Origin of the sequence: Paenibacillus sp. GCM10027626 (assembly GCF_042676285.1) — a bacterium.
Taxonomy (GTDB): Bacteria; Bacillota; Bacilli; order Paenibacillales; family Paenibacillaceae; genus Paenibacillus_Z.
Map to the genome: position 1 here is coordinate 362,073 of NZ_JBHTHC010000003.1, position 26,374 is coordinate 388,446.

22 protein-coding genes are annotated in these 26,374 nt (G+C 49.6%); 2 read left to right on the top strand and 20 right to left on the bottom strand.

Translation table 11 applies throughout. From position 1 onward, the window contains the following. Positions 1-22: 22 nt before the first annotated feature. The 18 genes from ACFQ0N_RS08730 to ACFQ0N_RS08815 form a co-directional block, all read right to left on the bottom strand. Positions 23-847, bottom strand: coding sequence for a carbohydrate ABC transporter permease (locus tag ACFQ0N_RS08730; protein WP_379324923.1), 825 nt, complete (start codon positions 845-847; stop codon positions 23-25). Continuing rightward, positions 848-1,711, bottom strand: a complete 864-nt coding sequence (locus ACFQ0N_RS08735) for a carbohydrate ABC transporter permease (RefSeq protein ID WP_379324926.1) — start codon at positions 1,709-1,711, stop codon at positions 848-850. A gap of 289 nt (positions 1,712-2,000) precedes the next feature. Beyond that, entirely contained in the window at positions 2,001-3,266 is a 1,266-nt protein-coding gene (locus ACFQ0N_RS08740; protein WP_379324929.1) for an ABC transporter substrate-binding protein, read from the bottom strand. Positions 3,267-3,378: 112 nt separating this feature from the next. After that, the gene (locus tag ACFQ0N_RS08745) at positions 3,379-5,208 is read right to left on the bottom strand and encodes a cache domain-containing sensor histidine kinase (protein WP_379324932.1); all 1,830 of its coding nucleotides are present in this window, start codon (positions 5,206-5,208) and stop codon (positions 3,379-3,381) included. 39 nt (positions 5,209-5,247) lie between these two features. Beyond that, on the bottom strand, positions 5,248-6,864 hold the full coding sequence (locus tag ACFQ0N_RS08750) for a response regulator transcription factor (protein WP_379324934.1): 1,617 nt from the start codon (positions 6,862-6,864) through the stop codon (positions 5,248-5,250). A gap of 199 nt (positions 6,865-7,063) precedes the next feature. After that, positions 7,064-7,786 (bottom strand): FadR/GntR family transcriptional regulator, encoded by a 723-nt coding sequence (locus tag ACFQ0N_RS08755; protein WP_379324936.1) that lies wholly within the window; start codon positions 7,784-7,786, stop codon positions 7,064-7,066. Between the two features lie 251 nt (positions 7,787-8,037). Then, positions 8,038-9,486: an aldehyde dehydrogenase gene (gene aldA, locus ACFQ0N_RS08760; RefSeq protein WP_379324939.1), complete on the bottom strand. Its 1,449-nt coding sequence runs from the start codon at positions 9,484-9,486 to the stop codon at positions 8,038-8,040. A 101-nt stretch (positions 9,487-9,587) separates the two neighbouring features. After that, positions 9,588-10,862, bottom strand: a complete 1,275-nt coding sequence (locus ACFQ0N_RS08765; RefSeq protein ID WP_379324941.1) for a TRAP transporter large permease — start codon at positions 10,860-10,862, stop codon at positions 9,588-9,590. After that, positions 10,859-11,347 (bottom strand): TRAP transporter small permease, encoded by a 489-nt coding sequence (locus ACFQ0N_RS08770; RefSeq protein ID WP_379324944.1) that lies wholly within the window; start codon positions 11,345-11,347, stop codon positions 10,859-10,861. The genes ACFQ0N_RS08765 and ACFQ0N_RS08770 overlap by 4 nt, the downstream gene beginning before the upstream one ends. Before the next feature lie 66 nt (positions 11,348-11,413). Continuing rightward, positions 11,414-12,433 carry a TRAP transporter substrate-binding protein DctP gene (gene dctP, locus ACFQ0N_RS08775; RefSeq protein WP_379324946.1) on the bottom strand — a complete coding sequence of 340 codons (1,020 nt, stop codon included), beginning with the start codon at positions 12,431-12,433 and terminating at the stop codon, positions 11,414-11,416. 3 nt (positions 12,434-12,436) lie between these two features. Next, positions 12,437-13,465 carry an NAD(P)-dependent oxidoreductase gene (locus tag ACFQ0N_RS08780; protein WP_379324948.1) on the bottom strand — a complete coding sequence of 343 codons (1,029 nt, stop codon included), beginning with the start codon at positions 13,463-13,465 and terminating at the stop codon, positions 12,437-12,439. A gap of 39 nt (positions 13,466-13,504) precedes the next feature. Then, positions 13,505-14,287, bottom strand: a complete 783-nt coding sequence (locus ACFQ0N_RS08785) for an HpcH/HpaI aldolase family protein (RefSeq protein WP_379324950.1) — start codon at positions 14,285-14,287, stop codon at positions 13,505-13,507. A gap of 210 nt (positions 14,288-14,497) precedes the next feature. Continuing rightward, the gene (locus tag ACFQ0N_RS08790) at positions 14,498-16,129 is read right to left on the bottom strand and encodes an MDR family MFS transporter (RefSeq protein WP_379324952.1); all 1,632 of its coding nucleotides are present in this window, start codon (positions 16,127-16,129) and stop codon (positions 14,498-14,500) included. Between the two features lie 4 nt (positions 16,130-16,133). After that, the gene (locus ACFQ0N_RS08795; RefSeq protein ID WP_379324954.1) at positions 16,134-16,571 is read right to left on the bottom strand and encodes a MarR family winged helix-turn-helix transcriptional regulator; all 438 of its coding nucleotides are present in this window, start codon (positions 16,569-16,571) and stop codon (positions 16,134-16,136) included. Between the two features lie 348 nt (positions 16,572-16,919). After that, positions 16,920-17,750, bottom strand: coding sequence for a carbohydrate ABC transporter permease (locus tag ACFQ0N_RS08800; RefSeq protein ID WP_379324956.1), 831 nt, complete (start codon positions 17,748-17,750; stop codon positions 16,920-16,922). A 21-nt stretch (positions 17,751-17,771) separates the two neighbouring features. Then, positions 17,772-18,671, bottom strand: coding sequence for a carbohydrate ABC transporter permease (locus tag ACFQ0N_RS08805; protein WP_379324958.1), 900 nt, complete (start codon positions 18,669-18,671; stop codon positions 17,772-17,774). Between the two features lie 83 nt (positions 18,672-18,754). Then, complete coding sequence (locus ACFQ0N_RS08810) at positions 18,755-20,053, bottom strand: ABC transporter substrate-binding protein (protein ID WP_379324960.1); 1,299 nt, start codon at positions 20,051-20,053, stop codon at positions 18,755-18,757. Between the two features lie 53 nt (positions 20,054-20,106). Then, entirely contained in the window at positions 20,107-22,203 is a 2,097-nt protein-coding gene (locus tag ACFQ0N_RS08815; protein WP_379324962.1) for an amylo-alpha-1,6-glucosidase, read from the bottom strand. Positions 22,204-22,540: 337 nt separating this feature from the next. Here ACFQ0N_RS08815 and ACFQ0N_RS08820 point away from each other — a divergent pair, with 337 nt between their 5' ends. Both ACFQ0N_RS08820 and ACFQ0N_RS08825 read left to right on the top strand, forming a co-directional pair. Then, positions 22,541-23,560 (top strand): LacI family DNA-binding transcriptional regulator, encoded by a 1,020-nt coding sequence (locus tag ACFQ0N_RS08820; protein WP_379324964.1) that lies wholly within the window; start codon positions 22,541-22,543, stop codon positions 23,558-23,560. Between the two features lie 59 nt (positions 23,561-23,619). Then, a complete protein-coding gene (locus tag ACFQ0N_RS08825) occupies positions 23,620-23,832 on the top strand; it encodes a hypothetical protein (RefSeq protein ID WP_379324966.1) in 213 nt (70 codons plus the stop codon). A 480-nt stretch (positions 23,833-24,312) separates the two neighbouring features. Here the strand turns inward: ACFQ0N_RS08825 and ACFQ0N_RS08830 are convergent, their stop codons facing one another. Next, complete coding sequence (locus ACFQ0N_RS08830; protein WP_379324968.1) at positions 24,313-24,624, bottom strand: 2Fe-2S iron-sulfur cluster-binding protein; 312 nt, start codon at positions 24,622-24,624, stop codon at positions 24,313-24,315. Between the two features lie 15 nt (positions 24,625-24,639). After that, entirely contained in the window at positions 24,640-26,361 is a 1,722-nt protein-coding gene (locus ACFQ0N_RS08835) for an FAD-binding protein (protein WP_379324970.1), read from the bottom strand. Positions 26,362-26,374: the final 13 nt, after the last annotated feature.

The window sequence follows — 26,374 nt, forward strand, 5'->3', positions numbered from 1 at the left end:
TTCCCCCGCTCTTTATGGCAAATCAGCTTTTCACAGCGCCTGATGTAAGGCCGCTGATGATCCATTTTTGCGCAAAAATATAAAATAGCACCGCCGGCAGCAACGCCATCAAATAAGAAGCGAAGGCCAGCCCGTAATCTGTATTGAACTGCCCTTGGAATACAAATTGAATAAGCGGCAGCGTCATCTGGCTTTTATCGCGGATCATGAGCATCGGCAGCAGGAAATCGTTCCAGACGAGCAGCATCGTAAAAACGGAAATGGTAGCGTTGATCGGCTTCATCAGCGGAAAAATGACTTTCCAGAACGTTTGCCAGACGCTTGCTCCGTCGATGACTGCCGACTCCTCCAGCTCTTTCGGTACAGAATGCAGATAACCGACAGTCAGAAACACGTTCTGCGACAGCCCGAAAAACATATAGCCGAGAATAAGTCCGGTAAAATTGTTCATACTAGCGCCGTGCAGCAGCTTGATTAGCGGAAGCATAATAATGTTAAACGGCACGAACATGCCGCTGACAAGGTAGTAGTAGACTGCTTTAAAAAACTTTCGGTGCATATTTCTCGCGACCGCATAGCCGACCATCGAGTTTGTTAACAGGACGAGCACGACCGAGCAGCCGGTAATAACGAGGCTGTTGAAGAGCGCTTTGCCATAATCGACCTTCTCAAAAACACCTTGAAAGTTGCCGAAATACAGTTTAGAAGGAAGCGCAATAAACGATTTTGCCGTCTCCGGCGCTGTCTTCATCGCGACAAGCACTGTCAGGAACAGCGGAAACAGCACTGCGAGAGAGGCAAATAGCAGCAGCGCAGTAACAAGCTTGTTCGTACGGATCGCAGCCATTTATTGATGCACCTCTCTTTTCTGCAGCAGCTTCAGCTGAATGAAGGCAATCGCGATCATCAGTACGGTGAACACGACAGCATTGGCCGATTGAAAGCCGTATTCGCCGCGCGTAAATCCGCCGCTGTAAATCAAATAGGTTACCGAGTTGGTGACACGTCCAGGACCGCCCTGAGTCAAGGCAACGATTTGATCGAAGACGCCGAGAAAGCCCCGGGTTGCGAGCACGACATTGATGGTGAAAAAAGGAGCCAGCAGCGGAAACGTCACATTACGGAACATTTGCCATTTACCTGCCCCGTCAATGGTGGCGGCTTCGTACAAATCTTTCGGGATACTCTGCAGTCCCGCCAGATAAAGAATAATATTAAAAGCGCATGCCTGCCATACGCCAACGATTACGATCCCCAGCCATGCTTTGTCAAAATCCATTAAAATGTTGCTTTGCAGAAACGGGACGCCCAGCTTCTGTCCGACCAGCGGTAGAACATTGGAGAAAATAAAGCCAAAAATATAGCCTACAATAAGCGTTCCCAGAACATTGGGCATAAAAAATACGCCGCGCAAAAATGTCTTAAACTTGATGCGGGCATTGAGTGCAAGCGCCATCGCTAAACTGATAATATTAGTTAAAATCGTACACACAAGCGCATATTTGATCGTGAATGCATACGCGTTATAAACATCCTCATCTTGAAACAGGTTGATAAAATTGCGCAGTCCAACGAAATTGAGACTGCTGACGCCATCAAAATCGGTCATACTGTAATACACGCCCATTAAAGCAGGCAGCGTGCTGAAAAAGAAAAAGCCAATAACGCCGGGCAATACGAATAAGTAGTAAACTAGCGATCTGCTGCGCATGTCGCGTTTGCTCCTTTCCAGACTTAAGGGGCTGCCCACAAGAAGAAACGGATGACGCCATCCTTAGTGCGAGGCAAGTTTCTTCCCTTAGAAATATAAGCTGTGTATATGGTGAAACTTATACTTTCTTATATTTTGAGAAGAAACGGCTGACGCCGTCCTTGGTGCGAGGCAAGTCTCTTCCCCTGAAATTTTATAGAATTTATCGAGTGAAACTTATAAATTCTATAAAATCAAAAAGTGGCGGGAAACAGCCCCTGAGAGTCCTCTGTCTGCTTGCTGATAATGTCTATCTGCCGCTAATTTTGGTGTATTCCTTGTCCATCTTGGCGAGTGTTTCCTCGACATTGCCCTTCATCATCATTTCCTGCAGGAAATCGTTCGGATTGTAGCCAGGGATAAACCGGTCCGTTACTGTGGCGCCCACCAGCCCTTTATCCAGCAGCGGCTGAAGATCGGACAGCGAAGGGTCATTTTGTACGACACCTTGAATCGTAGGGAGCAGCTTCTGGTCCTGAATGAATGTCTGCGCGTTTTCCTTTTCCATAAGGAAGGCGACGAACTTTTCGGCAGCCTCAACATTTTTGGAATTTTTCGAAATGGCCAGTATTTGATCGATACCGCCAATGATTTTCGTCTCTTCCGCTTTGTTTGCAGCAGGCAGCGGGAATGCGCCAAGCTCGATATCGGGGTTTTTCGCCTTCACAGGAGCAATGGCCCAAATGCCTTGAATGTACATATACGATTTACCTGTGGCAAATTCGGCATTCGCCTGATCGTAGCCGTATTCCACAACATTTTTGTTGCCGTATTTGTTCAGCTCAAGCGATTTATTCAGCGTTTCTTTCCACGCGTCAGCGAAGGTAGCCTTGCCTTCGGCAAGCTGATCAAAAAATTCGTTCGGAATCAATGTCCCGCCCAGCTGGTTGATCGGCACATTTGTCGTCCAGCTGTCCTTATAGCCAAATACAAATGGCTGGCCGCCCTTTTGCTGAATCGTCTCACAAAGCTGGATCAATTCATCCCAGGTCGTGGGAATTTTCAGTCCGGCTTCGGCGAACATTTTTTTATTGTACAGCACCGTTTGCGCATTGGCCGAGTACGGGTAAGCATAGAGCTCCTTCGTCCCGGTGTAAGCCTTGAGCTGATCCTGGAACGAGACTTGGATCGTATCGGCAAGCGGCGTACCGCTTACATCTTTAATCAAGCCGCCCTTCACATAAGATGTAAAATCAGCACTGCCGACAATGCCGATGACATCCGGCAAATCGTTCGCGGCTGCGCGTGATTTCAAGTATGTCGGATCGTTCGGACGGTTATTTTGCTCTACTGTAATGCCAGGGTTCTTCGCCTCGAAATCAGCGATCAGCTTATCATAAATGGCAACCGCCTCTGATTTGTGCTGATAAAACTCGATTTTCACTTTGCTGCCTGACGATTTATCCTTTGTGCCGTTAGCGGTTCCGCCCTCGTTCCCGCTTCCTCCGCTCGCGCATCCTGCAAGCAAACCGGCGACGGCGATTGTGCCGACAACCGTTTTCAATGAATTTCGCATGTTCGTATATCCCCCTTATGCTGTCATTACCAGATATCCCGTTGATGGGATGTGTTGTTTATTTTAAAGAAAAAAAGCACTCCTCGTAACGGGAGTGTCTTGCGAAATAGTGTCATATGTTGTCCGATTGTGTGATTTTGGGGAGATTGATGACGACTTGCGTCCCTTTCCCTTCCTCGCTGGACAGCTGCAGACGATATTCCGGACCGTACTTCAGTTGCAGCTGTGCCTGTATATTTCTAAGCGCAAAATGCCCCGCTGGATGCATCGTATGATGATCAAGCAAAATCGCGTTGATTTCCGCCAGCTTTTCCTTTGTCATGCCAACGCCGTTATCAATTGTCGTAAACACGATCGAGTCGCCCGCATCCTCAAATCGAACGTCCAGCCGCCCCCCGGGCTGCGACAGCTTCTCAAGACCATGATAAATCGCATTCTCGACAATCGGCTGAAAAATATATTTCAGCAGCTTGAAGTCTCCAATGGTCTCGTCCATCTGAATGGAGAATGAAAACCGGTCCTGGTAGCGGATTTGCTGAATGGTCACATATTGCTCCAGCAGCCGCTTAATCTCTCTTGCCGGCACCTCATCTTCCCCTTCGCTTAGACTAAGCTGGAAATAATCCGACAACGATCTGACCATTGCCGATATTTCCGCGCTTTTGCCCGTCTTGGACATCCAGTAGATGGAGTTTAGCGAGTTATACAAAAAATGCATATTAATTTGCGAGCCCAGCACTTTGAACTGCATTTCTTTTTTAATGAGCTGCTGCAGGTACAATTCCTCGATCAAGTTTTTTATTTTAGCCATCATATCGTTGTAGCCGGTAAAAATAAGCCCGAACTCGTCATTTCGCACTGCCGTAATCTGATTGGCGAAATCCCCCTCCTGCGCCTTCCGCATATGGCGGAGCAGCAGCACGATCGGCCCGTGCACGTAACGGGCAACCAGGTAAGCGATCAGCAGCGAAACCGCGATAAAGAAAAGCGCCAAATAAATCATATAGGTGCCAATCGTTTTCGACTGTTTGAACAATTCAGATAGCGGCAGCACCCCTACTACACGCCATGGAACGTCTTCCAGCTGGGAAAAAATCTCCACACTGGCGCGGCCGTCAACCTTAATATTGCGGATCCCGCTCGTGCTGTCCTGTTTCGCTGCAGGAAAAGGAATACTCTCATCCCCGGCTGTGCCAGCCACAATTTGCCCCTGCTCTCCAGTCAGCACGGCATATCCTTTCCCATTAAAGTCCATCTGGCTTAATATGCCCCCGATTTCATCCGGGGATACCTCATAGAGCATGACCCCGATCCGTTGAAAACTGCCTTCGACTTCCTTGATCGCCCGACCGAATGTAAATACTCGCTTCGCTTGCTCATCTGTGCCCCCGGCGAGAAATGAAGGCCCGACGCCGAAATAAACCGGGGCACCGTTAGCCTCGGAAATTTGTTTATACCAGCTTTCCCCGGAACGGTCCACTGACTCATAGGAGCCGGTTCTCTTTGTTCTTTCTGTCGTATACCGGTACTCGTAGCCGTTCTGCCCGAGAAAATAGACGTTAAGCGTATCCTTCTTGGAATAAATCATATTGGTCAAAAAGGCGCGGATCCGATTATCGGATTGAATCCGTTCGAACGGCTCGCGGTAGCGGCCTTTCATCGCATTCTGAATATCTGTATTGCCGAGAATGAGCAGCGTACGATCCTCATATTCCTTCAGCACACTGTCGATGCGATGCTTGGTTTGCTGCACGGATTGGAGTGCGATTTCGCCCAGCTGCTCCTGGATGACGCGGTTTGACCGCTCGTAGAACAGATAACCGGTAATCAAAATCACGATCATAATACTGAAGGCGTAAAACACAAATACTTTCAAGCCGATACCGGTGCGTATCGTCCCGCTCTTTGGCCCGGCCCGCCTTATCTCGTTCATACCTTCCATACGGCCCCTCCGCTCCATCCTCCATTCACGCCTTTGCCGTCATAGCTTACGATATTGGCCGGGAGTCATCCCTTCCACTTCCTTGAACGTCTTCACAAAATGACGTGCATCTTGATAGCCCGCCGCCTCGGCGATTTCGTACACCTTCATATGAGTTTGGGCGAGCAGCCGCTTCGCCTCATTCATTTTGATCTGCAGCACAAATTTGCTGAACGTAATCCCGACCGCTTCATGAAATACTTTGCTGAAATGCCAAGGGCTCATATGCAAATAAGCAGCCATATCGTTTAACGTAACGCCTTCCTTATAACGTTCCCTAATGTAAGCCATCGCTTGCTCGGCCAGCCGTTTATTGGCACCCGGCGGCGATGAACCGGCACTTAGGACAGCCAGCGCCGATAATACCCGCTCCTTCAGACCGGCGATCGTCCACCGGGAGGCCATCCAGTCTCCTTTTATTTTCAGGAACCGGGCCAACTGCTCGCCCTCGGGCTGAAGCTCGCTCATCCACTTCTCATACAGCTGCAGCAGCGCTCTTCGCAAGCGGCGGCCAGCTTCAAACGCCGATTGCTTGTCTTTCAGCGCTGCAAGGTAACTGGAAAATTCATCCATAAGCTGAGCAATTTGCTCCTCCTTATTCATGCGCAGCGCCATTAGCACCCGCGTCTCCCAGTCGCCTGCCGGAAAGATCGGCACTACCGCCTGAGGCGCGACTTGCCCCCGCCCTTCAAATAAACGCCCGCTTCCTTCAAACAAAGCCTGTGATGCCGCCTCGATCGCGATCTTCGCCGTCTGCGGCACTTTCGTAAGCGAATCGCACGGGGCCGTACCGATGCTGATCTCAATCCCCAAATACTGTCTTACGTTACGGATCACTTCTTCACCGCATTTTCGGAGCGAGTGGTTTTCTTCTTCCGCACTCCTTTTCTGCAGCGGGGACATGAACAGCAAAGCGTCCTTTTCCCCTTCACTGTACAAGCAGGTCACAACATGCCAATCCGGCTTCAACACTTCCTCTGCAATATTGCCAATTGCATAGCGCAGCAGCGTCTGGCCGTTCTCTTCCTCCCCCTTGGCGCCCCAGTCATACACAATAATGCACAATACGCCAGTACGGCCGATATCCAGCGGAATTTGCAGCGCCTGCAGCATGGAAGGAAGATCGCTCAGGGCGTAACGCTGTGCATGGATCAGGAGCTCCAGTAATTGCTGCCTGGCAAGGGGCAAGCTTTCTCTGACCACTCCCTGCATCCGCTGCAGCTCGCCTTTCTCCCGCGATTGTTCAGCAATAGCGGCCAGACAGCGCGTCAAAACTTCCATAAGCTGGTCTTCATAGACCGGCTTGAGAATATAGTCGAAAGCACCAAGCTGTACAGCCTTCTTGGCATAATCGAAATTCCGGTAAGCGCTAATAATAATGACACGGGCAGATATCCCTCTGCGGACAAGCTCCTCCATAAGCGCCAGCCCGTCCATGACAGGCATTTGAATATCGGCAAGGACAATATCGGGTTGGACTGCTTCAATTAAAGCCAGCGCCTCGGCTCCATCGCCTGCATCACCGGCATATTCAATCCCCAGCTGTTCCCAATCAATGACCGTGCGCAGCGCCTCGCGCATCCATATCTCGTCTTCGGCGACAATCAGCTTCAGCATGCCCTCATCCCCATTTTGATCAAATTACGAGTCTATATCATAATTGCAACGATTATATCGCATTCCCGAACCGGAGACAAAATTTCTCTTCCTCCACTCCACTGTGTGCTAGAGACTTTCACTCCTTAGTTGATTGCGCTGCCAAGCGCACAAAAAACAGCCTCCGCCGCGGCAAAAGCCGCAGCAGTGGAGGCTGCAATTATTCCGACTCTTTCTTATGGATGCTCAGCAACAATTCACTGACCGAATGCAAATGCTCCTTCATTGCGATTCTGGCTGCCTCAGCATTTTTTTGCTTCACGGCATGTAAGACCTTCTCATGCTGCTGAATAGCCAACTCTTTGGAAGTCTCCAATTGAATAACATTTTTAATCCACTCGCGACTTATATCTCTGAGAATAGTCATAACATGAAGCATGAAGGAATTTCGGCCAATCTCGGCTAATATAAAATGGAACTGCAGGTCGGACTGCAAAAATTTCTCATTGTCGCCCGATTTATTCGCTTCTTTCATCAGGTCCAGCCTCTCTTCCAGCTTGGCCAGATCTTCCTCAGTAACCTTCACAGCAGCGAGCTCAGCAATATCGGACTCAATGGCCGTCCTTGCTTCAATCAATTCAGCAATATTCTCAAAACTGATTCTCGACATCAGACCCAAATGCTTCGTGAAAAAGTCGCCGAACGACTCCTTAACGAATGTACCTTCCGGTACCCTCACTTCGATTAGTCCCAATGTAACCAGGGAGCGAATCGCTTCTCTCAAAGAGCTTCTCCCAACCTTGAACAGCTCCATCAGCTGCTTTTCCGAAGGGAGCTTCTCTCCATGACCGATCGTACCATTTAGAATTAAATCTATAAGCTGCTGCACAATATTTTGTGAGATCGTCGTTTTTTCAATTTGTGTTACTTTATCTCCTAACATCAGCGATACCCCCTTGGTTAAATATTCAGTATCATATCGTCTAAAAATCAGACGTTGCAGCCCGAAGCTATAGACAGCCTGTTTGTTGGTTATTTTAATAATAAGGTACTTCCAAGCAAATAATCAAGTCAGCTATTAATGAAAAAAAAGAACAACACCTTAAATTGAGCTTTTGTAGCGCGGTCTTGAGTAGACATCCGCCCTGAAAGTCTCAACCGTGAAAGTGGTTGTTCTTCCTCTTCATGTATACCTTACTTTTTACTCATATCGTATTGAATGTACACAATATGTGTCTGCAAATATTCCTCAAGCCCATGCTTGCCGTCCGCTCCTCCGATTCCGGATTTTCTCATTCCGGCATGGAACCCTTGAATCGCTTCGAAATTTTCCCGATTCACATAGGTTTCGCCAAACTTAATTTCCTTGCAGGCTCGCATTGCGATATCCAAATTTTGTGTATAGATAGATGAAGTAAGGCCATATTCCGAATCATTGGCCAATGCAATGGCTTCGTCCAGATCTTTAAAGGTCATGATCAGCAGCACAGGACCGAAAATTTCCTTATGCATGATTTCCATATCATGCGATAAATTTGTCAGAACGGTCGGTTCATAAAAATAACCTTTGTCGCGGCTGGCACGCTTGCCGCCCGTCTCGACTTTAGCTCCTGCTGCTACTGCACTGGCAACCAAGCTCTCTACTTTGGCAAGTCCCTGCTCGTTGATAAGCGGCCCCATCTCCAAATCTGTTTCGATAAGCGGATCGCCATATTTCGTACTGCTCATTGCCACGCTGATTTCCGCGATAAATTGCTCTGCAATCTTTTCATGAACATAGATCCGTTCCGCACAATTGCACGCTTGGCCGGAATTAATCACTCTGGACGCTTTGATGCTCCTTACGGCCAGTTCAATATCTGCATCATCCATTACAATCGCCGGTGCTTTGCCGCCTAGTTCGAGTGAAACTTTGGTAATGTTTTTCGCCGCGGCCGCCATAATTTTGGAGCCGGTATCCACACTTCCCGTGAAGCTGATCATGCCGATCTTCGGATTCGACGCCAACTCTTTGCCGACGACTCCGCCCCTGCCATATACAACATTGAATACCCCTGCAGGCAACCCCGCTTCAGCAGCCAGCTTGGCAAACTCGAACGCATTGTTCGGCGTTTCCTCACTCGGCTTAATGACAATCGTATTGCCTGTCACTAAGGCCGGGGCCATCTTTCTGGCAATTAACAGGAACGGGAAGTTCCAGGGCAGCACACCGCCGATTACACCGATTGGAACTTTAAACAACAAAATATGTTCATTTGGCCTGTCGCTTGGAATAATTTCACCCTCATATCTTCGAGCCCATTCTGCCATGTAATCCATATAATCAGCAGTAAAATTCACTTCAGCTTCGGCCAAGCTTATAATTTTCCCTTGCTCCTCGCTAATGACCCTGACCAGATGGTGAAAGTTTTCGCGGATTTTTTGCGCAATCTTGTGAAGATAGCCAGCCCGCTCGATCGCCGGCAACTTGGCCCATGATGCCTGCGCACTTTCGGCCGCCTCGATTGCCTGCCTCGTTTCCTCGATTGTACATTCCGGAATTTCCGATATGATCTCCCCGGTAGCCGGATTTGTAACCGGTATCATTTCTGTCGTTTTCGATACGACAAATTGACCATCAATGTACGGTTGACATCTTTTCATTCCATTTCTCCTCTCGCGAATCATCTTTTAATCTAATCATCAGACCATATGATTAGTTAAATCATATGCCGCTCTGTTTACGTTGTCAATACCTTTTTGCTTTATTTAAACAGGTTAACCATACTTAAGGAAATGGCAGGTATATAGCTAATGAGCAGCAAATCAACGATCAGCACGATAAAAAACGGAATTAGCGCCCTCGAAATATGACCAAGTCGAATATTCGCAATTTGACATGATATGAACAAATTAACACCAAGCGGAGGCGTACATAACCCCATGGCCAGGTTAACAATCATTACAATGCCAAAATGTACAGGGTCGATCCCCATACTAATCGCAATTGGAGTAAGCAGCGGAGCCAAAATGATGACAGTTGCCCCTGTGTCCATAAACATGCCGAAAATGAGTAATAAAATATTGGCCATGATCAGGAAGATGATCGGGCTATCTGATATTTGGATAAACAGCTCGCCAATTTTTTGCGGAATGCCTTCACGTGTCAGAATCCAGCTGAACAGGCCGGCATTGGCGATAATGTACAAAATAATCGACGTGGTGACAGCTGATTTTGAGAACAGCTTGACCAGCTGTTTTATATTCAATTCCTTATACACCAATACACTTACAACAAAAGCAAAGAGCACGCCGACCGCCCCCGCCTCTGTAGGGGTAAAGATGCCGGAATAAATACCCCCGAGAATAATGACAGGCAGGAACAATGCCAATACAGCCTCTTTTAAATATTTCATTCGCTCGCTCCAGCTTGCCTTTGGCATGCCCTTATAGCCTCTTTTTTTGGCAATAAAATAAGCCGTTAGCAGCAAAGACAAGGCGATCAGCAAGCCGGGCACGAAACCGGCCATGAACAAATCGCTAATCGAGGTGCCAGTGGAAATGCCATAAAGAATTAACGGGATACTGGGTGGTATAATAATTCCCAGCTCGCCGGATACCGATTGGATCGCGCCGGCAAAACCTCGGTCATAGCCTCGCGCAATCATCGCCGGGATGAGGATAGAACCGATCGCCGCAACCGTCGCCGCCCCTGAACCGGAAATCGCCGAGAAGAATAAAGAGGTAATGACGGCTACAATGCCGATTCCTCCGACAAAATGCCCGGTAAACGCATTGGCCAAATTGATCAATCGGCGGGATATGCCTCCAACCTCCATAATCGTACCGGCCAGAATGAAGAAGGGAATCGCCATAAGCGGAAAGGAATCCAACGAAGTAAAGCTGCGCTGCGCTACTATAATAAGCGGCACTCCTCCTAATGCCAATAGAGCGATTACCGAGGCGGCTCCCATCGATATTGCGATCGGCACGCCCAGCAAAAATAAGAAGAAAAGGGAAACGAATAACACCACCGTCAATTGACTTCCCCCTCCTTCGGTACAAATAAATCCAAAATCGTTGCAATAGCATTCACGATCAGCAAAAAGCAGCCGATCGGGATAGAGGCATACGGAACGGCCATGGATATTTGCAAAGCCACCGATTGCTGGCTGCTTACTTTATCCACTAACTGCAAGCCCTGAAATAGCACAACACCAAAAAATATAATCGAGATAAATAAAATTAGCGCTTTCAAAAACTTTCTTTTGTCCGCTGTCATTTTTTCCGCAATAAATTCTACCGCAATCAGACTCTTATTGCGCAAGGCGATCGCAGCGCCGAAAAACGCCGCATAAATCATTAAATATCTCGAGACCTCTTCCGTCCAAGATAACGAAATGTGCAAAAAGTATCTGGAGCTGATTTGCATAAGAATGAATACGCACATTAAGCCGATCATAATCGCCAGCAAAAGCATGATCGCTTTATTCAGCAAATCGATCATATGAATAATCTTTTTCATCCGCTGCCCTTCCCCCAATTAAGAGAAATCTTCCCCCTCTCTCATCGAAGAAAGGGGGGTGCCACATCATTGCGTTTGCGCGATCAAGTCTAATAAATCTCCAAATTTCTCTTTATACTTATCCCGAACCGGTTGGGTGGCATCCATAAAAGGCTGCTTCTCCACTTCTACAACTGTCATTCCGCTGTTCTTCAACTGATCGATATATTTCTGCTCGTCTTTATCCTTCGCTTCATAATTGGCCTGCTGCGCTTTTTGGGCCGCATCCAGAAGAATCTGCTGCTGCTCTTCCGACAGCCCCTTCCACAGATCCAAATTGATGTTGTACGCATAAGGATTATAGACATGGCCCGTTAGAATCAAATATTTTTGCACTTGGTCGATCCCGCCGGTGGCGATGACATCGACCGGATTTTCCTGGGCATCGATAACGCCTTGCTGCAGCGCAGTATACACTTCCGTCCATGACATCGGCGTCGCTTCCGCGCCCAGCGCCTTCCAAGCATCGATATGAATTTTATTTTCCATCGTTCTGATCTTTATCCCTTTTAAATCCTCTGGACTCTTCACCTCGGTTGCCTTGGTTGTTAAATGCCGGACACCGGTTTCCCCCCAGGTCAGCAGCTTCAAATTTTTCTCTTCCAGCTTCCGGGCGATACGTTCACCGACTTCGCCATTCATTACTTTGCGGGCGTGCTCAATATCCCGGAACACAAACGGCAAATCTACAACGCCCATCTCTTCGACAAAATTGCCAACAACCGCCGTCGACGTTGCTGTCGCTTCAATCGTTCCCAGCTCAACCGCCTCTAGAACCTCTCTCTCCCCGCCAAGCGAGCCGTTAATATGGAGCTTGACTTGCATTTTCCCGTTAGACTGCTTCTCTACTTCCTCCTTGAATTTTTCCAATCCGACCACCGCAGCTGTTCCTTCTGTTCCGGTAGACCCCAAATTAATGACGATTTCTTTATCATCCCCGCCGCTTGCCGGTTTGCCCTGCCCTCCGTCATTCCCGCATCCTGCCGCAAATACCGCCAAGCTAATCATTAATGTCGTAAATAAGGTTCGTTTTTTAATGACCGTCACCCCTTAATTTTTATGTTGTGCCAATTTAGCTTGAAATGATGGTTTATTTACGATCTGCTTATTCACAATTGCATCAGGCAGTTCGCCTCTCATAACCTTAAGGATGCCTTGAACAACGGAATGGCCGATCCCGCTGTATAGCTCATCCGTCCAGCATAGCGCATGCGGTGTGACGATGACGTTGTCCAATTGAAGCAGCGGATCATCCGGAGCAATCGGCTCGACAGCGAACACATCAAGTCCGGCACCTGCAATCCAATTGTTTTGAAGCGCTTTCACCAAAGCTTGTTGATCCACGATTGGGCCTCTGGCTGTATTAATCAAGTACGCAGTCGGCTTCATCGCACTTAATTCCGCTTCGCCAATCAGGGCGGTTGTATCTGGGGTAAGTGGACAATTGATTGTCAAAAAGTCCGACTGGGCGATCAGCGTATCCATATCAACTAAGGTTACGCCAAGCGCTGCTGCTGTCTCCTCGCCGGCATACGGATCATAGGCAAGCTGGACCATATTGAGCGGCCTGGCCAAATGAAACATCTCTTTGGCGATATTCCCTAGCCCGACCGAGCCAAATACTTTACCGGCAAGCCCGATTCCCGGATATGCCAGCTTGTCGCTCCATCTCCCTTCTCTGGTCATACGGTCTTTAATTAATAGCTTTCCGCTTAACGCATACAAAAAGGTCATAATCGACTGGGCAACCGGTCTTTTAACTCCCTCTGGCGTAATATACAGAGCAACATCAGCTTCTGTGCATGCCTTAACATCAATCATGTCATAGCCGACACCCCATCTGCCTATTGCGACTAATTGCTCCGCCCCTGCCAAGCTTTGCCGGGTAAAACGCGGCGTCATCGAAATGACCGCATGAAAACCCTTTAGTTGTTCAGGCGTGACTTCAGGCGTAAACGTACTCATAAACTCGCATTCGATGCCGGGCTGCCGCTTTAATTCTTCTAGCCAAGCTTCCCCGAACATCAACTCATTCTTCTCATTCAAAAAATCGCGTGTCAAACCAACACGGAAAGTCATAGCCGGCCGCTCCCCTTTATGCTTATTCATGCTTCCCGTCTAGAACCATAAATGGATGGGACGTTTCAACCCCGCCTTTTCCATATTGTCGACTGTCGAACGAATGAGCAAGCCGGCATCCGAGCCAAAACCAACCATGCCAAACTTCTGCTGTATACGCTGTATGCTATCTTCGACTCCGGTGCTCATAACGCCTGAAGCAATACCGCGCTGATCTGCCTTGGCCTTAATATCCAAAATAATCTGAGCGACACCCGGCCCTTCCCATTGGCCTAAATAACCGTAGCTTGCCGACAAATCAGCCGGTCCAAAGAAAATTGCCTCTAGACCTGGTACATCAAGAATGGAGTCAATCTGTTCAGCCGCATCCTTAGTTTCAATCAAGGGAACAACCATCGTCTCTTCATTGGCATATTCCAAATATTCTTGCAATCCCAGTCCCCACTTGACTGAGCGTTCGCCGCCAATCCCTCTGATGCCTGTATCCGGATAACGCGCATAATTAAACCCTGTTTGCAGTTCCTCGGCATTCCGTACTAATGGCAGCAATACACCATGTGCGCCCATATCAAGCACTCGTTTGATTGCGGAATTCGAAATTTCCGGCACTCGAACCAAAATGCTCGTATCGGAATTCCGTACAGTCCTTACATGCTCCATTACTTCCTTATAGTCTAAATGTCCGTGCTCCATATCGATACAGACCCAATCCAGACCGAGCGTAATCGCAATCTCCGAAATGGAGGGAGATTCCATCGTTACCCACATGCCAAAGGTTTGCTCTCCCTGTTTTAATTTATGACGTAAAGGATTTATAGCCATATCTGTCGCCTCTTTCTAATGTTATTCCTATTAATAAACCGCTTTCAAAACGTGTTCCAAAGTGCAGATGTCAATTCGCTTCTGTTATCTCCTCCTTCTTCATCATAAGATCATATGGTCATACTATCATTATATGAATCCGAAATTAAATGTCAACAAATAAAAAACAGCCTCTACCACGCTAATTGCGTAGGTAAGGCTGCTATTTTTTTATCCGCGGTTCAATGCAGGCTCCTGCTTGGTGCCTTTTTCTTTTTCCGCTTTGCCTTCCGCTTCAGGCATTTTGTTCGAGGTACGCAGCGGAATTTCTCTCAAGAAAGCTACCAGCACAACAGCGACGACAAGCAGCAGCGCCCCCGACAGGAAGACAACGGTCAGCGAGCTGGACAATACTTCGCGCATTGTCTCAATCAGCTTGTCGAATAACGGAACAATATCCGCTGGCAATGAATCGTGCATTTGTGCAATTGCCGGCTGATCCAACAGCTTTTGCGGATTAAGGAATGCCGACATTTGCTCTTGCACGGCCGGATCGATCTTCGCCAATGCTTCTCCGCCACCTGCGGCCATCTTATCCGTCAGCTGGTTTTTAAGGCTGGTTGCCATAATCGTGCCCATAACGGCAATGCCGATCGTGCCGCCCATGTTGCGGAACAGTTGGTTGGACGCTGTAACGACACCGAGCTGATCAGGCCGGACAGCATTTTGAACGGTCAGCGAGAAGACCGGCATGCCGAGACCAAGGCCAAAGCCGAAGACGATCATCGCCAGAACGGCCATCCATACCGAATTCATAAAGGCCATCAAAACCATACCGGCAATCATAACTGGCAGGCCGATCATCGCATAACGTTTGTATTTACCCGATTTCGAAATCCATTTCCCTGTAATGGCACTAACGACAACCATAGCGATCGACATCGGCATCGTCACATAACCGGAGTAAGTCGGGGAAATGCCCTCAACCCCTTGGACGAAGAACGGCAAGTAGATGAGTGCTCCCATCATGCCCGCGTTCATCAGGAAGCCGGCGACATTCGAAATCGTGACGATATCATTACGGAACAAGGACAACGGCAGAACCGGGCTTTTGGCCCGCAGCTCGACAAGAATGAAAAAAATCATAAATACGATGGCCGCGGCGAATAAGCCAAGAATTTCAGGAGAGCCCCAATCATATTTTGTGCCTGCCCAGGAAAAGCCGAGCAGCAGCGGCACAATCGTTAATGTCAAAAATAATGAACCCCAATAATCAATCGATTCCCCTTGCTTGCGGTCGACTTTTGGGAACAACACCACAATGAGAGCAAAAGCTACAATGCCGAGCGGCAGGAAGATCCAGAATACCCATTCCCAATTCATATGGTCGACAATCCAGCCGCCAAGCGTCGGTCCAAGAACGCTGGAGAAGCCAAAGACCGCCATCATCACGCCGGTCCATTTGCCGCGCTCGCGCGGCGCGAACAAGTCACCGACAGCCGTAAAGGCAGAAGACATAATAATACCGGCGCCAATACCTTGAATACCGCGGTAAGTAATCATCTGATAAATATCCTGGGATAAGCCGGATAAAAAGGCACCGATCATGAAGAATACGATACCGATCAATATAAATGGCTTCCGGCCGTAAATATCCGATAGCTTGCCGACAAGTACAGTAGCAATTGTAGAAGTCAGCATGTAGATGGTAATGACCCAGGTATAGTAGTCCATCCCTCCAAGCTGTGCGATAATGCGCGGCATCGCTGTACTGACAATCGTTTGGTTAATTGCGGAAAAAAACATCGCCGCTATAATGCCGAACATAATCGTTACTTTCCGCTTGTGTGATAATTGATCCAAGTAGTTACTCCTCCTCCGAATCCATACTCTCCAAGAGTACTGTAAAAATTCTCTTTAAATGTGCGATATCTTCTTCAGGCAAACGATCAAATAGGGCCACTATCGTCGCTTGCTGCTTTTCTAACATCGAGGTTATCAAGCGTATGCCGTCCTCGGTTATGACCAGATGCACAACCCGGCGATCCTCGGAATCGCGAATGCGGGCAACGAGCCCCCGCTCGATCAGCTTGTCGGCAATGCCGGTAATCGCGCCGGGCGTGACAATCATTTTCTCCGCCAATTCATTCGGTTTGCTTAAGCCTTGATGGTGAAGCAGATAAAGCATTCGAAACTGCGATAAAGTCAGTTTATCCTGAACCTTGCAATTCCACTCCTGTGTTACTTTTTTTACAACACTTTTAAATAGCGCAGGGAGCTCCACTAAGTGGGCATTTACCTGCATGCCCCCACCTCCTAAAACAGCTTCTATTAGTTTTCTTCAACGTTAACTATACGCGCCGCTTTGTTGTTTAATGATAAATATTTTAGTACTAAAAGATTCAATAGTGAAACTATACGCTAATTCCGGTTGTCCGGTCAACTTTTTTACAACCAAAAATAGCTGAAATTAGCCATTTGTCTCGTAAAATCCCCCATTTCAAGCACGCAGAGCTATGTATAATCATTTTTTTGCGCAAATTCTTAAAATATTACCGCTTTCCTGCAAAAAAATATGATGGGGTGGCGGAATGGATTGATCGGACACAAAAGAAACCGTCTCTTCTTATCGAAGAAACGGTTTCCTTGATCTCTATTTTCCGCCTGTAAAGGTAATCCCTTTAATAAAGAAGCGGTTAAAGATCGCGTAAATAATAATCGCCGGCAGGGTAAATACCATCGATGCGGCCATAATATAGTTCCAATGGCTAATATACTGCCCTTTGAACGTATTGAGGCCGAGCGTCAAGGTGAACATCGCCTTGTCCGAGACGAACATCAGCGGCTTCAGGAACTCGTTCCAGGAGCCCATAAATACAAAAATCGTCTGTGCGGCAAGCGCAGGTATTGCAAGCGGCAGAGCAATCCGGAAAAAGACGCCGAACCGCGTCAAGCCGTCCATTGCAGCCGCCTCCTCCAGCTCTTTCGGGAAGCTGAGGAAAAATTGCCGCATCATAAAGGTAAACGTCGCATTGGCCATCATCGGCAGCGTCAGCGCTGCGTACGTATTCAGCAGGTCGAGCTGCTTCATGATCAAATAAGCCGGGACGATCGTCAACTGCCCAGGAATCATCTGCACAGCAAGGATCAGCACAAACATGACCTTATTACCGTAAAAATCGATGCGGGCAAGCGCGTAGCCGGCCATGGAGTTGAACAAAATGTTGCTGACCGTCGCAATCACTGCGATAAGCGCACTATTATACATCCAGCGCAGAAATAACGGCTCTTTCACAAAAATATCATAGTAGTTTTGCAGCGTGAAATGCTTCGGGATAAAATTGATACTCCCCGAGACGATTTCACTCAGCGGCTTGAATGACGAAGAGAGCGCCCATACAAAGGGGACAACCGTCACACAGCCATAAAAGAACAGCAGGAAGTAAAGGACGCCCTTTACCCATTTCGGTTGTTTCACTGCCATTGACTTAAAGCCACCCTTCCTTTAATTGAGCTTCTCTTCAGCGAACAGCTTGCGCTGAATAAGCGTCATAATGAGAATTACGGCTGCCAGCATCACCGCAAGCGCGGAAGCATAGCCGAAATCGAGATTTTTAAAGGCATATTGATAAATGAGCAGTGCCACTGTGAGCGTGGAATTGTTCGGGCCGCCAGATCCCGCCGAAAAAATATACGACTGGTCGAACAGCTGGAACGTCCCGATAATCCCCATGACTACAGTAAAGAAGGTAGCCGGCTTGATCATCGGCAGCGTAATCGCCGTAAATCTTTTCCACGCATTGGCGCCATCCAGCATTGCCGATTCATAAAGCGCATCCGGAATGTCCTGCAGCGCCGCCAAAAATACGACCATAAAGAACGGAGCGGTCGACCATATATTCATAAGCATAATCGCCTTCATCGCGACTGCGGGATCGCCAAGCCAGTTGTAGCCGTTGAGGCCAATAAACTCCAAAAGCCGGTTCAATAAACCGTTGGAATTGTAAATCCACATAAAAATCAAGCTCAATACTGCCGAGGAAGTTACGGTCGGCATAAAAAACACAATACGGAAAAAGTTTTTAAATTTCAGTTTGGCATTCAAAATCGTTGCCAGTGCAATAGCAAAAATCGTCTGCAGCGGCACTACGAACAAGGCGAAGGACGCTGTATTTTTTAAAGCAATCCATGCCCGCTCATCATCGGCCATCCGCGTAAAATTGTTGATGCCTACCCATTTGTAGCTGACTTCACCTAAAAGATTCACCTTATGCCCGGATAAGTATAGTGAGTAAAACACCGGCAGAAATAAAAAGGTACCCAGAACCAGGATAGTTGGCAGCAGGAACAGATAGCCGGTCACCGTATTTTTCAGCTTCCGTCTTCTTGCCGAGCCATCGGCCATGCTAAATCCTCCCTTTCGCTAGCGGTTTGCGGACAGGGGCGTAAAGGAAGGCGCGGGGCGCCTTCCTCCGTCCTGTGTACTGCTTACTTCGCTGCCGCAATTTCTTTATTGGCTGTATCTTGCGCTTTCTGCATGGCATCCTTCAACTGGGATTTGCCCAGGAAGGCATCGACAAATTGGTTATTGAAGTTGTTCATAATCGTCGGCAGCGTCGGTCCCGCTTGCCAAGGCGTAGCGTAGGAGCCTCCGGCTACGATCGCGCCCCGCACTTCATCCTTGTCATAGCCCAATTCCGCTGCGACAGATTTGCGAGTTGGAAGCGCAAAGCCTTTGCTTGTCCAGGTTTTCATGCCATCCTTGCCCGTCAGGAACGACATCAGCTCCCATGCCGCTTCTTTTTTCTTGGAATCTTTATTCATTACGTAAGCAACGGTGAAGGCCATCGTTCCTTTTTTGCCGTTAACGGTCGGGAGCTCGGCTGTTCCATATTCCAGATCGCTATAGTTGCTTTCCAAAAACGGAACGGCCCAGTTTCCTTCAAATACGATGGAAGCTTTCCCCTGGCCGAACATTTCGCCGCCCCAGCCGGCGCCTACTTCTTTTGGCTCTCCGGAGATTTTGTCTTTATTATGCATATTTACAACGAGTTCAAGTCCTTTGAGCGCATCTTCACTGGCAAATGCCGCATTTCCCTGCTCATCGGCCACTTTGCCGCCGAACGCCTGGATCATATACATTTGACGGGCAAGCTCAGGCGCAACGCCAAAGCCGTAACGCGTCACCTTGCCGCCCTCAACCTTGGTCAGCTTCTTCGCTGCGGCCTGCAGCTCTTCCCATGTCGTTGGCGGGGATGTAATCCCTGCTTCGGCAAAATCCTTTTTGTTGTAGAACATCGCCAGCGTCGAAAAGTCTTTCGGGAAGCCATATGTCTTGCCGTCTTGCTTGAAGGCCTCAAGCAGCGGCTGCTCGAAATCGGCCGTATCGAATTCCGGCGTTACATAGCTGTCGAGCGGCTCAAGCACGCCCTTCTCGATTAAAGCCGGGGCTTCAAAAGCGTCCAAATAAAATACGTCCGGGCCTTCGCCGCCAATCAGTCTCGTCTTAATGACATCCATATATTGATCGGCAATTACTTCATAATTTACCTTGATGTTCGGATGCTTGTCCTCGAACTCTTTCAGCGTTTGGTTCAGCAAATCCTGCTCTTCCGGGCTGGCGCCCCAGCCTGCCAATGTGACCGTAACCGGCTCTTGCTGGCCGCCTGTTTCTTTGCCCGCGTTCGTCGCGCCTTGATTCGTCTTCCCGTCATTGCTGCTGCCGCAGGCAGCGAGCAGTGTTGCGCTTAGTGTCATTACGAGCATGATTGACAACGATTTTTTCATTCTAGCAACCTCCCTATTGTATGAAGCTATATATGAACATATTGCGTGAAACCTTACGCCATTTGCAGCGTGTAGCCGGTCGTATTGGCCAGCACTGTCGTCTCGACACTGCCTGCGCTGTTGCGGGTCAACCGCAAGCTCAATTCCCCGGCGCCTGCGCGAAGCCGCTCCACCAGCAGTTCATTCATGCCTGGCAGCAAGCTCGGCTTTAATGAAATTTGCTTGCCAAATGCATCGGGACGAATGCCAAGCAGCGCTTGAACAAAGGTGATCGGCGTACCTGCAGCCCAGGCCTGCGGCGAACAAGCAACTGGGTAAGGAACCGGATAACCGACGGAATCGTCATAGCCGCAGAAAAGCTCCGGCAGACGGTTATATTCGAACTTCTCGGCCGCTTTCATCAGACCGCCGATCACCTGATGCGTTTCCTGCTCAAAGCCAAGCTGGCTTAGTCCAAGCAAACACATCGAATTGTCGTGCGGCCATACGCTTCCGTCATGGTAACTCATCGGATTGTAGCCGGCAGACTGCGTGCTCATCGTCCGAATACCGTAGCCGCCAAACATATCTTCAGCTACTAGCCGCTTGGCAACCTGTTCTGCCCGTTCAGGAGCGGCGATGCCTGACATCAGAATATGGCCGGCATTGGAGGTTACCGAGGCGACCTGCTGCTTCTCGCCATCAAGCGCAATCGCATAATAGCTTTCATCCTGAAGCCAGAACTCGCGCTCAAACCGCTCCCGAAGCTTTTCCGCCTCCCGCTCCATGCGCTCCGCCCGCTCCGTCTCGCCCAACTGCCTGAAAATCGGGGCAAGCCGCATTTTCGCCTGGTAGACATAGCCCTGTACTTCCACCAAAGCAATTGGCGCCTGCGCGTAACGTCCGTCGGCATGCACGACCGAGTCGGCGGAATCCTTCCAGCCCTGGTTGGCGATTCCTTTGGAGGACTGCTGATAATATTCCACGAATAAATCGGCATCGCGGTCCCCATACTGATCGATCCAGTCCAAAGCCTCCAGTAAGTGCGGCATCAGCTCGGAGATAAACTGCGCATCTGCAGTCCAGTGAAAATACTCAGCCGCGAGCAGTAAAAACAGCGGCGTCGCATCAATCGTGCCATAGTAAGGCGTGAACGGTACTTGATTGGTGCCGGCCAGCTCGCCGTAACGAATTTCATGCATAATTTTCCCCGGCTGCTCATCGCGCCATTCGTCCTCATGCTTGCCTTGATAAGCTGCCATCGTGAGCAGCGTTCCTTTGGCAACCTGCGGATTTAACGGCAGCATTTGCAGGGCTGCGATCAGGCTGTCACGGCCAAAAGCGACTGCGTACCACGGCAGTCCCGCGACCGGAAAACGACCATAGCCCAAATCCGTCAGCAATACGCGCAAATCCTGCACGCCGCGATTGTAAAGCTGGTCAAACAGCGGCATATTGCTGCGCACCTGCGTCGTTGTCGCATCCCATTCCGCATAGGAAGCGCTTAACTTGCCCTTAGCCTCGGCCGGATCATACTGAATCGGTCGTTTGCCATCGATAACCGGCGCGATGAAGAAGACGATTTCCTCTGTTTGCCCGTGTCCAAGCTTCAACCCAAAATGGATCGCACCGTCCTCACTAATTCCGCTTTCAGCCTTGTTCCATTTTATAAGCGTCTCGCGTGAGACATTATCCGCTCCCATGTAACTGATTAGCCGCTCCTGCTCCGCTGTGCGATCGCCGGTAATCTTGCCGATGTCGCCATGCTGAAAGCCGCGTACGATAAACATGTCTACGAAATCGGCATCCAGCAGGACAGAAAAATCAAATTCAATCGGCTTCGGATAATAGCTGGTCAGCCGATAAGCTTCATACAATGCATCCTCATAAATAAAGCGTGTACGCTCAATTTCTACCGACTCTCGCCACAAAATAAGCTGGCCTTTCTCCTCCATATGCGGATTGGTAAGCCGAATGGTGGAAATATAATTTTCATCCGCCGACGAAGATAATAACAATGGCGCTTTTCCATTAATTGCGATTTCCAGTCTGCTCAGAAATCGGGTATCCTTCGTATACAGGCCGTGCCCTGCTGTGTTGCTGGCAGCAATGCTGCCATCCTTGTCCGTCATAAGAAACAAGTCGTTCTCTTTGATGACCCGGTAATCCAAAGTCTCGCCTCTTTTCACTTAAAACATTTTGACATTGGGGTACAGATAGTATTGCCAAATTTGCCGATCTTACCTGATTCGTCCGAAACGTTTCGGATGTGAAGAAAAAAATAATGGCCTACTTTCGGAGCCGCTTCCATTTTCGATAAGGAAAACAGAAAAACAGACTCTTGCGTTTTCCATTTTTCACATGATGTAAATACTATCCGAAACGTTTCGGATATGATACACTCAGATTATAGAGCAAGTAATCCCATTTTGACAACACGTTTTTTTTGAGAAATATTTGAAAGCCTCCTTTAACGGCTTTCCAACATCGTTTCTGGAGGGAATACCTTTGACCACGATTAAAGATATCGCCAAAGCTGCACAAATCTCCGTAACAACCGTGTCCCGGGCATTGAATGGACATGATGACGTCAATGAAGCAACGAGAGAGCGGATAAAAGCGATCGCCCAGCAGCTCGGCTACAGTCCCAATATTGCCGCAAGATCACTAATTTCCAAAAAGACGCACACCCTTGGACTGCTGCTATCCAATGTGACGCGCGCCAGCTCCAAAGATAATATTGCCTATCAAGCATTGTGCGGCATGAACGACCGGGCAGGGGCCCTCAACTACGACCTGGTCCTGTTCAGTACGACACCGCAAAAGCAAAAGGTCAAATCGTATAAAACGCTTTGTCAGGAACGCGGGGTCGATGGCGTCATCATTATGGGGATGCGGCTGGACGATCCTTATTTGAAGGAGATTGTCCGCTCAGAGATCCCTTGCGTACTGATCGATATTCCGTTGCAGGGACCGAATGTCGGCTACGTCACATCGGCCAATGAAGAGGGGGCTTACACTGCTGTCGCTTATTTGCTGCAGGCCAATCACCGCCGCATCGGGATGATTAACGGCCATACCCAGGCGGACGTAAGCCTGCATCGGCTGCGCGGTTACAAGCGTGCGCTGGATGAAGCGGCAGTTCCTTTCGACGACTCGCTCGTTGCCGATGGCGGCTTTTCCGAAAACGGCGGCAAAGAGTCGGCGCTCCAGCTTCTAAAGCGGCATCCCGATCTGACAGCATTGTTTTGCGCCAGCGATTTGATGGCCCTTGGCGCCATGCAGGCCGTAAGGGAGCTTGGGCTGCGTATACCGGAAGACATCTCCATTATCGGTTTCGACAACATCGATGTGACCGCCTACTGCACACCCGCCTTAACGACTGTTCATCAGCACACCTACGAGCTTGGCGAGCAGGCGGCGCAGATGCTCATCGATTTGCTGGAAAATCGCGGGAACAACCATCATACCGTACTAGCAACGGAGCTTGTTGTTCGGGATAGTGTCATGCCGCGCCCGCGCTCCTAGTGACCTGTGCAGCCCAGTCTGTTACAATAGGGTCACTATGTTGCAAAGGAGATCCGCCTGTGGCACAGCGTCGACTCGAAAGTGATCAGGATTTTACAGAGGCACTGGAACGCCAGGTGCGCCTGCGTGTATTTAAGGACGATCATGTTATTGACACCGGCTGCGTCATCGTTCGTTTTGACGACCGTACAATTGTGACGCAATCCGGCGTCAGCGATATCGCTTATCATAGCCGGGCCGAATGTGAGTTTTTTGAGATGAAGAAGCGTTAGCATTGTGCCTGAGGAAAATCAGCGAATAACGGATTCTGTGTCCGTGAAAGCTCCCAACCGCCTGTTTTTTGAGCCAATAACGGATCGCAGGTCCGCATCCCTCAAGGCACCCGCCTTAGTTGGGCACACCGGACGCCGAAAATCGCCGTCAAAGCATGAAAACGACGGCCTACGCCCACGATCCGCGGTTCAGCGAACGGAAAATGCGCTCAAATGTTGCAGTTTATACAACAAACCAGCGATGGGTAGCAAGCTTGCCCCCGAAATGCTGTACAAAATGCAACAATCTGCCCCTCCAAAGGGGTAAAGTGGCGATGATTGTTGCAGAATGTACATCATTTTCGCTAATTACGGGTGAATCATCAATCCAATGTTGTATTCTGTGCAACAATCGTGCCTCAGCACTTCCCGACAAAAAAAGCTCGCATGCCGCGGCGTGAAAACCTTCACTTTCGCTTCGCCGGCATACGAGCTTTTTGTTTAATCGAGGGCGGTCACCAAATCCTTGATCCAGCTGCGCGCTTTGAGCGGCTCGATCTGAAACTCCTGCTCCGGCACTGCGCGAATGGTGCACAGATAGCCCGCTTTGCCGTTCACGATCGCAGAGCATTCCTTGCAGGCATTGGCAGAGCGGCAAGAGTAGCGGACGGAAAGCGAAGGATCGCGATGCTCGCGAATCCAAAAAATAGCGTCCAATAAGCTCATCCCGTCCCGGTATGGGACATCATAGCTTTCCCGCACCGGTCCGCTTTGCTGATCGCCTCGCACAACTTGCAGCGTAACGGTAGACATTGCCCATCTCCCCCTTTACTGTCTGATGTCTTGCCATGCAACGACGGCTTCAAGCTCCCATTGCTGCTGATCGCGCAAGCGGTATCGATAGCGGTAGCTAACCGCCTTTTCCTTTGTTTCCTCATAATCCAGGCGCACATGCGCGCCGCGGGATTCCTTGCGCTCCAACGCGCCAAGTACAATGGCCTCACCGACCCGCAGCATGTTGGCCGCCTCCATCTTCTCGACAAGAGGTAGCGCATAGGTCGTTTGGCGGGCAAGCGCGATTTTCTCCAGCTCGCCTTGCAGTGCCCGCAGCTCCTCGAGCGCTGCAAGCAGGCCTTGCTCAGTCCGCAGCGGCCCGGCGCCTTTCCACATCACCTGCTGCAATTTCCGCTTGAACGCCTGCAGCGACACCTCATCCCGCTCAACCGGCTGCGGATGCCAGAACTGCTCAAGACGCTCCATCTCTTCAGCCAGCGTCTTCGCGATGACTGCCCGCTGCGCTTCGTCAAGCTCAGTACGCTGACGCGCCGCTGTTTCTCCCGCGATCCGTCCGCTCACAAGCGCTTCAGTAATCGCATTGCCCGACAAACGGTTTGCCCCATGCATGCCATAGATCAACTCGCCTGCCGCAAGCAAGCCCGGCACCCGCGTGCGCATCGCTGCATCTACCCGAATGCCGCCCAGCATAAAATGCGCCATCGGCGCCACTTCCATCATATCCTTGGTCAGATCGATATTTTGATTGCGTAAAATATCGATGACCGGCCCGAACGCCGCCTTCAGCTTCTCCTCCGGCACCATGCGAAAATCGAGGTAGGCTCCGCCATGCGGCGTACCGCGCCCTTCCTCTACCTCGCGAAAAATCGCCAACGTCGTCTGATCGCGGGTCGCTGTATATTTGCCGGCCACCTCGCCGTTATAGCGATCCATGAACTCTTCGCCGTTGCCATTCAACAGACGGCCGCCCAGCTTGTAGCGGAACGGATCCCACATAATCGGATCAATGCCGACCAGCGGCGGGAACAAATGCGCAATCGGGAAAAATTGCACCATCTCCATGTCGTACAGCTCCGCTCCCGCTTCCGCCGCTAACGCGAACCCGTCTCCTGTCATATTCGCCGAGGCGCTGTTGCGCTCATATACTTCCGTCAGCCCGCCCGTCGCTAAAATAATTGAAGAGGCCGCTATGCTTACAGGACGATACTGTTCAATATCAAAGCCTGCCGCACCGATGGCCCGCCCTTCATCATTGCAGACGATTTTTGTAATCATCACATTTTTATAACGCCCAATTTTGTCATTTTTCCAGATCGCTTTTTTCAGCCCTGCCGACGTCGCTCCGCCAGTATTCAATATATCGACATAGACACAGCGCGACCTGGAATGTCCGGGGGCAAAAGCTTGCGATCGCTTTCCTTCCGCCGTCCGCGCCCAGTTGACGCCATACCGCTCGGCTTCAAGGATCACCTCGGGTCCGCGTTCGACAATGGCCCGTACAATAGCCGGATCGGCAAGGCCGCGGCTGCCTTTCATCGTATCTGCAAAATGAATTTCCGGATTGTCATCATCAGCCTCGCCCAACGCGACAGCAACGGTCATTTGTGCAAGGATCGTCGCCCCGCCGCGCCCGATCAAGCTTTTGTCGATTAACAGCACCTGCGCGCCTTCGTCGGCTGCCGCTTTGGCCGCCATCATCCCGGCCGCGCCAGATCCTACAACGAGCACATCTGCTTCCAGCTGCAATGCCTCCATCCCGCTTCTCTCC